Below are 9704 nucleotides of genomic sequence, written 5' to 3'. Positions count from 1 at the left end.
ATGTATTGAGGATGTTACAACTCACCTGATGAAACATTTGTCTCTTCATCCAACTCTTCGCACTTGCAGCGCAGACACCATATTACGTGCTATCGAAGAACTGACTTTTAAGAGCATCACCTATAAGTCTGCTTCTGGCAAATCCTATGATTTCAATACTGCAGACAAGATGAACTGCTTACTGGTCAATGCCCTGCTTGCTACTGGTCAATTGAAATCCGGTCAAGAGTATGATTTTGACTTTGACCATCAGTTCATTGAAACAGAGAAGTATGATGCAAAACCAACCTACAAGAAGTTCTTGGGCTATAGTCCAGGTGTAGCTGTCATTAACGACATGATTGTTGGTATTGAAAATAGAGACGGCAACACAAACGTGCGCTTCAACCAAAAAGAAACTTTGGAAAGAATCTTCAAGCGATTGGAGGCTTCGGAAATATATATTTCTCGTGCCCGCATGGATTGCGGCTCATGTTCGGAGGAAATCGTAGATATGGTAGAGGCTCATTGCAGGCATTTTTATATTCGTGCCAACAGATGCTCTTCTTTCTACGATTCCATGTTTGCCTTAACTGGATGGAAAACTGTTGAAATCAACGGTATTGAGTTTGAGTTGAATTCTATCCTTGTTGAGAAATGGAAAGGAAAACCGTATCGTCTTGTCATACAGAGACAAAGGCGAATAGATGGAGACCTTGACATTTGGGAAGGCGAATATACCTACAGATGTATACTGGCTAACGATTACAAGTCGAGTGCAAGAGACATCGTGGAATTCTACAATCTTCGTGGTGGCAAGGAACGCATCTTCGATGACATGAACAATGGCTTTGGCTGGAATCGATTGCCAAAATCGTTCATGGCACAGAATACTGTATTCCTGCTTATGACAGCTCTCATCAGAAACTTCTACAAAGCTATTATGCAGAGATTGAAAACCCATGAATTTGGATTGCGTGCCACCAGCAGAATCAAGACCTTTGTTTTCAAGTTCATCTCTGTTCCTGCGAAATGGATTAAGACATCACGTAGGCATGTATTGAACATTTACTCAGACAACAATGCTTATGCCAACCTGTTCAAGACAGACTTTGGTTAAAGACCATGCTTTTCTGGTTAAACCAGCGTATTACCTCAAGTCGCTTTATGGGGTAAGGGGATTTTGTGTCTGCGACATTTCTGTTGTGCAAGAAATATGTACAATAAAATGAATTTTGTCGCTTTGCAAGCAAAATCCCACTAAACCCTATAGGTTGCGGATTTGAGGTAAAGAAGGTTACACAAAAGAACAAATAGCGAAACTTATGTTTATAAATGGTCGTCATCGTAAGACTTCTGACTATTCTCTATATTGGCGAGCCGGAAACTCCATTGTCGTGCAGGTCTTGTCCGCAGTCTTTACTGCAATAATCAAGCAGTATCCAGATTCATTCGGAGAATTTGCCTGTATGTCTCTTAAAGAGTGAAAAACTGCCACGAAAAAAGAGTATCAACGTCGATATTATGCCAGTCATAAGGAAGAACTACAACGCAAGAGCCGTGAGTACCACAGACAGCTAAGAGTGAATAAAAATAAGTGATTGTGGAAAATATTTGCAAAGTTTTCTATATAAAAAAAGTTAATTAAATCGGCGGGGTGTTACACATATCGCTGATTTTTTGTATTTTTGCACCATTAAAGAAAGAAAACGATATGGCAGAAATAGCAAACCGTATATACGAGACAAGTGAAGGGCAGATTCTCTTCATCTCAGACTTCTCTGACATCAATGATAATGAGAAGGTGGTAAGTCGTGCACTTTCTGTAGAAGAAAAAAAGGGAAATATAGTTCGATTAGCTAATGGGGTTTATCTTCGCCCTAAGAATACCCGATTTGGGATAGTCTATCCATCAATAGATGAAATGGTGATGGCTATAGCCCAGCGAGATAAGGTACAAATACAACCTTCAGGAGTTACAGCGCTCAACAAACTTGGACTCTCAACACAGGTGCCTACAAAATATACTTATCTGACATCGGGAAGTGGAAGAGTCTTGACTCTTGGAAATCGGACTATAGAGTTGAAGAGAAGTGTTCCTAAGAACTTTGCTTTTCAGACAGTGTTGGCAGCGCTTCTTGTACAAGCTCTTAGAACATTAGGACAAAAGAATGTAGGTAATCAAGAACTCTCTACCATAAGAAAATTGGTCAATGAAGAGGAACATAAAGACTTGTTTGTACAAGACCTTACTCTCATGCCAGTATGGATGAGAAAGCTGATAACTGATATAATAGATAAAAACGAGCATTATGACACTTTGGTTAAATCACACAATAGATGAACGAATAGCAATGTTGCAACGTGCAGAAGAGAAGTTTCGTATTAATCAGGTTGCAATTGAAAAGGACTGGTGGGTAACTGTGGTGCTCAACGCTCTTTTCAAATGTTCATGTGCAGATCAACTCATCTTTAAGGGAGGTACAAGTCTCAGTAAAGGATGGAATTTGATAGAAAGATTCAGTGAGGATATAGACTTATCTGTAAGCCATGAATTCTTCGGTATAGAGAAGACGACAAAGAATCAGCGTGAAAAACTTCGCAAGAAGGCACGTAGGTATTTTCTTGATACAGTTTCAGCAGAGTTGGATGAAAATCTAAAGAAACTTGGTGTGGAAGGATACCATATAGAAAATGTAGTAGAGGAAATTGATGAGGATGGTAAGGCAAGTCCCGTTGCAAGTGATAAGGATCCATCTGTCATTCTCGTTCATTATGAGTCTATGCTTGGTCATACGATAGAGTATATTCCGCCAAGAGTTAAGATAGAGATTAGTTGCTTGTCTATGAATGAACCTACGGAAGACCGTTTGATTTCATCATATATTGAGCAGACTTTCCCAGGAGAAGATGCGGCGGCTACAGCTACGGTCAGAACAGTTGTGCCTACTCGAACATTCCTAGAGAAGGCATTCCTGCTATGCGAGGAATTTCAGAAACAGACTCCTCGTCATGTCCGAATGTCTAGACATCTTTATGATCTCGAACGCTTGATGGATACAGAATTTGGCAAACAAGCCCTGCAGGATATTGATTTGTATGAGCGTATAGTTAAGCATCGTTCCATATACTATGCTGTTGGGTATGTAGATTATTCTAAGTTGATGCCTAGTGAGATTGATTTCGTTCCTAGGCAAGAGTTGGTGAAGGATTGGGAAGGTGATTATGCAGAGATGTGTAACCACTTTATCTATGGTTAGACTTTATCTTTCGAAAAACTTTTAGAGCGAATCAAGGAGTTGCAAGATAGGTTTAGAAAAGCCTTTTAGCGACTTTTACTCCTTAATAAAATGTTCAATAAAAAAGTTAGAAGGCTATAAGTGTTTGGTATTCAGCCCTAATATTCCTCTGGAATGATGACGAGTATTAATCTCGATGATAGGGCTGCTCTCCTATAAGAGGGTAGCCTTTTTCATCTTTTGTTTCTTGCTTATATATAATAATGTGTAAGAAATTCCGTTATCTTATTGTGTTGAAAAGATTTATCATTATATGGATTCTGCTAGTGGGGGTGCTCGAAATGAGGGCACAGTATGATCCTTCCTTTAGTCATTATTTTGACATGGAACCATCATTCAATCCTGCTGCTGTGGGTAAGCAGTCGAAACTTAATGTTGCGGCGGCCTACGCACTTGATATGGCTGGATTCGAACATAACCCCCGTACCTTTCAGGTGGCGGCTGACATGCCTTTCTTCTTGCTCAATCACCGGCATGGAGTAGGCTTGTCGCTACTGAATGACCAGATTGGTCTTTTTACTCATCAGCGACTGGCTTTACAGTATGCTTTGCAGAATAAACTCCTGGGTGGAACGCTGAGTGTGGGTGTGCAAGGAGGCATGCTGAGTGAGAAATTTGATGGAAGCAAGGTGGATTTGGGAGAAAGTGGTGACCCTGCCTTTTCTACTTCAGACGTAAATGGAAGCGGAATGGATTTGAGTCTGGGTCTGTATTATCAGCATAAGGCCTGGTATGTAGGACTTTCTGCCCAGCATCTTACATCGCCTACGATAAATCTAGGTGAGACCAACGAATTGAAAATAGATGCCACATATTATTTGACAGGTGGATACAATATTCGATTGAGAAATCCGTTCTTAACAATAAAGCCGTCTGTTCTTGTTACAACAGATGGTACCACATGGCGAGGCGACCTGACAGGAAGGTTAGTTTACCAATATGAGAAACGGATGTTGTATGGTGGAGTAACCTACAGTCCGGACAGATCGGTTACCGTGCTGGTAGGCGGTAGTTTCCATGGGGTAGTGCTTGGTTACAGTTACGAGGCATACACCTCCAAACTCAGTGCCGGAAATGGCAGTCATGAACTCTTTGTAGGGTATCAGACCGATATCAACCTGACCAAGAAAGGCAGAAACCGCCATCAGAGCGTCAGAATATTATAATGTAAATAGAAATAAGAACATAGTAGAATCATAAAACAATGAAGAAAAGTATATTGCTCCTTAGTGCATTCGCTATATTGCTCACCTTGAGCGGCTGCTTCGGTGCCAAGCAAGCTTCTGTTGCAGGCAGAGGTGGCGAGGTGGTTGGCGTGAGCGGTAGAAGCTTTGTAGAGCCAGCCCCTTATGGTATGGTAAAGATAAACCGTGGCTTCCTGAAAATGGGAATGGAGACCCAAGACTCACTCTGGGGAATGAAAACACCACGCAAGGATGTGTCGGTGGATGGATTCTGGATGGATGATACTGAAATCACCAATTCAGAATATAAGCAGTTTGTGGCTTATGTGCGTGATTCTATCCTTCGTACACGTCTGGCTGATCCTGCTTATGGAGGCGACGAGACTTACATGATTACTGAAGATAAGAATGGCGATCCGGTTACACCTCATGTAAACTGGAAGAAAGCGCTGCCTAAGAAACCTAATGAGGATGAGCAGAGAGCTTTTGAAAGTTTGTATGAAACCAATCCGGTTACAGGAGAAAAACTCATCGACTGGCACCAGCTCAACTATAAATACGAAATCTATGATTATACGGCTGCGGCTCAGCGTAAGTTCCGCCTGAATCCACAGGAACGTACCCTTAACACCGATGTGAAGATAAATCCGGAAGAGGTGGTGATGATTTCGAAAGATACCGCTTATTACGATGATGAGGGTAGAGTGGTGCGTGAGACTATCAACCGTCCGCTTTCAGGACCTTGGGATTTCCTGAACACCTATATCGTGAATGTTTATCCTGACACTACCTGTTGGGTAAACGACTTCAGAAATGCAGAGAATGAAACCTATCTGAGAAGTTATTTCAGCAATCCTGCGTATAATGACTATCCGGTAGTCGGGGTTACCTGGGAACAGGCAAATGCCTTCTGCGCCTGGAGAACAGACTATCTTTTGAAGGGCTTAGGTCCTGAAGCAAGATTTGTACAGCGTTACCGTCTGCCAACCGAGGCAGAATGGGAATATGCTGCAAGAGGCAAGAACCAGAATGAATTTCCTTGGGACAATGCGGATGTGAAGAATGGGGATGGCTGTTTTTACGCCAATTTCAAACCAGACAGGGGCAACTATACCAAAGACGGCAACCTGATAACCAGCAAGGTGGCTATCTATTCGCCAAATTCTAATGGACTTTACGATATGGCTGGTAATGTGGCAGAGTGGACAAGTACCGTTTATACAGAGGCGGGTGTTGACGCAATGAGCGATTTTAACCCAACTTTACAGTATAATGCTGCCATAGAAGATCCTTACCGTTTGAAGAAGAAGAGTGTAAGAGGTGGTTCCTGGAAAGACCCTGAGTCGTTTATCCGTTCGGCATGGCGCACTTTCGAGTACCAGAATCAGCCTCGCTCATACATCGGATTCCGTTGCGTGAGAAGTCTTGCTACTACGGCAAGCGGAAAACAGAAACCATTGAAGAATAAGAATAGGAGATAAATAATATGAGCTATTATAGCAAATTCAATATCGTATACCGCTTGCAGAAGTGGATGGATAGTGTGCCGGGTCAGACATTCCTTAACTATGCTTACAGTTGGGGTGCCTCTATCGTAATCGCTGGTACCCTCTTTAAGTTGACCCATCTTCCTGGTGCCAATTTCATGCTTTTCTTAGGTATGGGAACCGAGATTTTCGTGTTCTTCCTTTCTGCTTTCGACCGTCCTTTCGACAAGACTGCCGAAGGTAGAGACTTGCCTACCCATGCTACAGAGGAGTATCTGGAAGGAAAGGTGTCGGCTGAAGAAATGATGACTGCCAAGAATCGTTCTGAAACCATTCAACCTCAGGTTGCTTCTCCTGTCTCTCCTGTAATGACTGCTGCGCCAGAACTGACTCCACTTAATCCTGAGGTGGTAGAAGTTCAGAACAGCTACGTAGAACAGTTGAAGAGCCTGGTAGAAACCTTGAGTAAGGTAAACGAACAGAGTAGCCGACTGACTCGTGACAGCGAGGAGATGGAGAATCTGAACCGTACCTTGACAGGTATCAGCAGGGTATACGAGATGCAGCTGAAAAGTGCCAGCCAGCAGATTGGTACCATTGACCAGATCAATGAGCAGACCAAGATGATGGCAAAGCAGATAGAACAGTTGAACATGATTTATACCCGTATGATTGATGCCATGACCATCAATATGCGTGTGGCGGCTCCTCATGTAACAAGTGAAGAGTAAAGACGAAGAAAATAAATAGAATCAAGCAAATTTATATCCATGGCAATCAAGAAAAGACCGGTTTCGCCTCGCCAGAAGATGATTAACCTGATGTATGTCATCCTGATGGCTATGTTGGCGCTGAATACTCCTACAGATGAGGAATTCGGTGTCAAAGGCAAGTCTATTGTCGAGAAAATCAAGAAAAGTCTTGCCGATGATGGGAAGAAATCGGATGAGGAGAAGAAAAATATAGATCTGGTAGAACTGAATGTGAATGAACTCGATGCATTCGTTATTCCAGAGAAAACAACCCTCTATGCCGGTGAACGTTTCAATTCGCATGTGGTGATGGCTGCAATAGACAGTACACAGCGCCCGGAAATCTATGTGAATGGTAGTAGGCTGAATGCCGAGAATGGCAGATACAGTTTTGTGGCAGGTGGCGTAGGTGAGCATCAGTTTGGCGGTTACATTCTGATGAGAGGCAAGAATGGCGAGATGATGCGACGCAATTTCGTTCAGAAATACACCGTATTGCCTGTTCCTAATACAGCTACCGTTGCTGCCGACCTGATGAATGTGCTCTATGCAGGCTATGCCAATCCTATCAGCATCAGTGTTCCTGGTGTTCCGGCAAATGCTATCTCTGCTTCCATGACAGGCGGTTCTTTCGTAGCTAAGGGCAATGGGCATTTCGTGGCTACACCTTCAGCGGTGGGTAAGGATGTTACCATCCATGTGACAGCCCGCGATAAGGGACAGGTGAGAAGTCTGCCTCCATTCGTATTCCATGTAAGAAAACTTCCTGACCCAACAGCTTATATTGCGATGGGTACAGACAGATTTAGAGGTGGTGCTCTATCGAAAGGTGCTCTGATGGGTGCTCCAGGCATTCATGCAGCCATAGATGACGGACTCCTTGATATTCCGTTTAAGGTACTGGGCTTCGAAACCGTATTCTTCGATAATATGGGAAATGCCATACCTTTGGCTTCGGCGGGTTCCAATTTCTCAGAACGACAGCGCGAAGAGTTCAGAAAACTGTCAAGAAACCGACGCTTCTATATCTCGCATATCAAGGCTGTAGGTCCTGATGGAATTACCCGAAATCTGCCGGCAGCAATGGAAGTTATCGTCAGGTAAGTGAAGAGTTCAACGGCTTTACTTATCATAAAGTTCAAAGTTCAATGTTCAAAGTTCAATGTAATGAAAAAGATATTATTCATATTCATGCTTTTGGGAATGGTGCAGAGCATCATGGCACAGCCAGCGGCTCGCAGAAAGCAGGCTCAGCAAAAGGCACAACAGTCGAATGCTGACAATATGACCTTGCGTGCCAAACTTTATTTCCCTACAGCCATCCCGATGGATGAGGACGTGGTTTGGAGAAGAGACATCTATCGTGAACTCAATCTCACAGATGATGCCAATGCTGCCTTGTATTATCCTGTAGAGCCAACAGATGGTAAGATGAATCTCTTTACCTATATCTTTAAACTGATGTTTACGGGTAGAGTGCCTGTTTATCAGTATCGTATGGATGGTAATGAAGATTTTTCTGCCGCCAACCGTCTTACTCCGAAAGCATTCGTAGATAATTATCATATCTACTACGAGAAGACTGATAATGGAAAGGTGCATATTGATGACAGCGATATTCCGTCAGCAGAAGTGAAGGCATACTATGTGAAGGAGACTTCTTATTATGACCAGAAAACAGCTTCTTTCCATACCAAGGTATTGGCTTTGTGCCCTATCATGACCCGTAATGATGACTTTGGAGATGTAGGAAACAAGTATCCGCTTTTCTGGGTGAAGTATGATGATCTGGCTCCTTTCCTGGCTAAGCAGCAGCTGATGACCAGTAATGTGAACAATGCTGCTGTGATGAGTGCAGAAGATTATTTTACCAAGAATCTGTATCAGGGTAAAATCTACAAGACCAATAATATGCAGGGCAATACCCTGGCACAATACTGTCCTTCGGATACGGCCATGGCGAAGGAACAGAAACGCATAGAAGCTGAGTTGGCTGCCTTTGAGAAGAATATCTGGGGTAATCAGGCTCGGAAGGATTCTCTTGACAGTATTGCCAAGGCAGAAAAGAATATGGATGCCAAGACTCTGAAAAAAAGCCGTAACAGAAGAAGTGGTTCTGCATCTAAATCGGCTAAGACTTCTACTGTTAAGAAACGCAGATCAGGAGGAAGCAATGTTTCTTCTGGTGGCTCAGCTAGGGTAACGGTTCGTAGAGAGCGTCATTAATTTATATAAGAATTAAAGTAAATATAGAATGAAGAAAGTTTTATCAGTATTAATGGTTGTAGCAGCCATGATGTTTGCTACAAATGCTAATGCCCAGATTAAGTTTGGTTTGAAGGGCGGTTTGGATGTTACTAATATGTCTTTGAGTAACGATGTATTCGATGCATCTAACAAGACTGGTTTCTTTGTTGGTCCAATGGTAAAGGTTACTATCCCTATTGTTGGCTTGAGTTTTGATGCTGCTGCCTTATACGATCAGAAGGAAGCTAAGGTGTCTGTAAATGATGCAGAGACAACGATGACTCAGAAATCTCTTAATATCCCAGTAAACGTACGTTATGGCTTCGGGTTGAGTAGTTTGGCTAATGTTTTCGTTTTCGCTGGTCCACAGTGGGGTATCAACGTTGGCGACAAGAACTTCGAGTGGGATAAATCAGGCTGTTATTCTCTGAAGAAAACAAACTTCAGTGTAAACGTAGGTCTGGGTGTTACCCTGCTGAGCCATCTCCAGCTCTCTGCAAACTACAACATCGCTTGCGGTAAGACTGCAGATGTTACCTGGAAGGAAACAAGCGAAAAGATTGTGAATGGTAACAGTAAGAATAACAGTTGGCAGATCGCTTTGGGTTATTGGTTCTAATCTTGTAAAAGAACAGGACAGATTATGGGTGAGAACATCGTATGGTCTCGCCTAGTACATCTTAAAATATATAAAAGCAGGTATCCGATGATGGGTATCTGCTTTTTTTTTGCTAACTTTGCAAGTCGAAAGCCTGA

Annotated in this window: 8 protein-coding genes and 1 pseudogene; all 9 read left to right on the top strand. The window is 42.7% G+C overall.

Going from position 1 to position 9704, the window contains the following annotated elements; genetic code table 11:
- Positions 1–1099, top strand: a 1099-nt coding sequence (locus tag F7D47_RS09735) for an IS1380 family transposase (RefSeq protein WP_153085978.1), incomplete at its 5' end; no start/stop codon positions are given.
- A gap of 594 nt (positions 1100–1693) precedes the next feature.
- Complete coding sequence (locus F7D47_RS09730) at positions 1694–2323, top strand: DUF6088 family protein (protein WP_089543958.1); 630 nt, start codon at positions 1694–1696, stop codon at positions 2321–2323.
- Positions 2324–2333: 10 nt separating this feature from the next.
- The gene (locus F7D47_RS09725; RefSeq protein ID WP_228113379.1) at positions 2334–3239 is read left to right on the top strand and encodes a nucleotidyl transferase AbiEii/AbiGii toxin family protein; all 906 of its coding nucleotides are present in this window, start codon (positions 2334–2336) and stop codon (positions 3237–3239) included.
- A 242-nt stretch (positions 3240–3481) separates the two neighbouring features.
- Positions 3482–4444: a PorP/SprF family type IX secretion system membrane protein gene (locus F7D47_RS09720; protein ID WP_153085979.1), complete on the top strand. Its 963-nt coding sequence runs from the start codon at positions 3482–3484 to the stop codon at positions 4442–4444.
- 38 nt (positions 4445–4482) lie between these two features.
- Positions 4483–5943 (top strand): SUMF1/EgtB/PvdO family nonheme iron enzyme, encoded by a 1461-nt coding sequence (locus tag F7D47_RS09715; protein WP_153085980.1) that lies wholly within the window; start codon positions 4483–4485, stop codon positions 5941–5943.
- 5 nt (positions 5944–5948) lie between these two features.
- Positions 5949–6680, top strand: coding sequence for a gliding motility protein GldL (gene gldL, locus F7D47_RS09710; RefSeq protein WP_153085981.1), 732 nt, complete (start codon positions 5949–5951; stop codon positions 6678–6680).
- Between the two features lie 228 nt (positions 6681–6908).
- Positions 6909–7805, top strand: a pseudogene (gene gldM / locus F7D47_RS09705) (gliding motility protein GldM); the annotation flags it as partial.
- A gap of 63 nt (positions 7806–7868) precedes the next feature.
- Complete coding sequence (gene gldN, locus F7D47_RS09700) at positions 7869–8927, top strand: gliding motility protein GldN (protein ID WP_153085982.1); 1059 nt, start codon at positions 7869–7871, stop codon at positions 8925–8927.
- A 28-nt stretch (positions 8928–8955) separates the two neighbouring features.
- Positions 8956–9567, top strand: a complete 612-nt coding sequence (locus tag F7D47_RS09695) for a porin family protein (RefSeq protein ID WP_144152530.1) — start codon at positions 8956–8958, stop codon at positions 9565–9567.
- The last annotated feature ends 137 nt before the right edge of the window (positions 9568–9704 follow it).

It is taken from the genome of Segatella copri, from assembly GCF_009494835.1.
Classification (GTDB): Bacteria; Bacteroidota; Bacteroidia; order Bacteroidales; family Bacteroidaceae; genus Prevotella; species Prevotella copri_F.
Note: the sequence above shows the minus strand (reverse complement) of the source record. Positions and strands in the feature narration are given on the sequence as shown.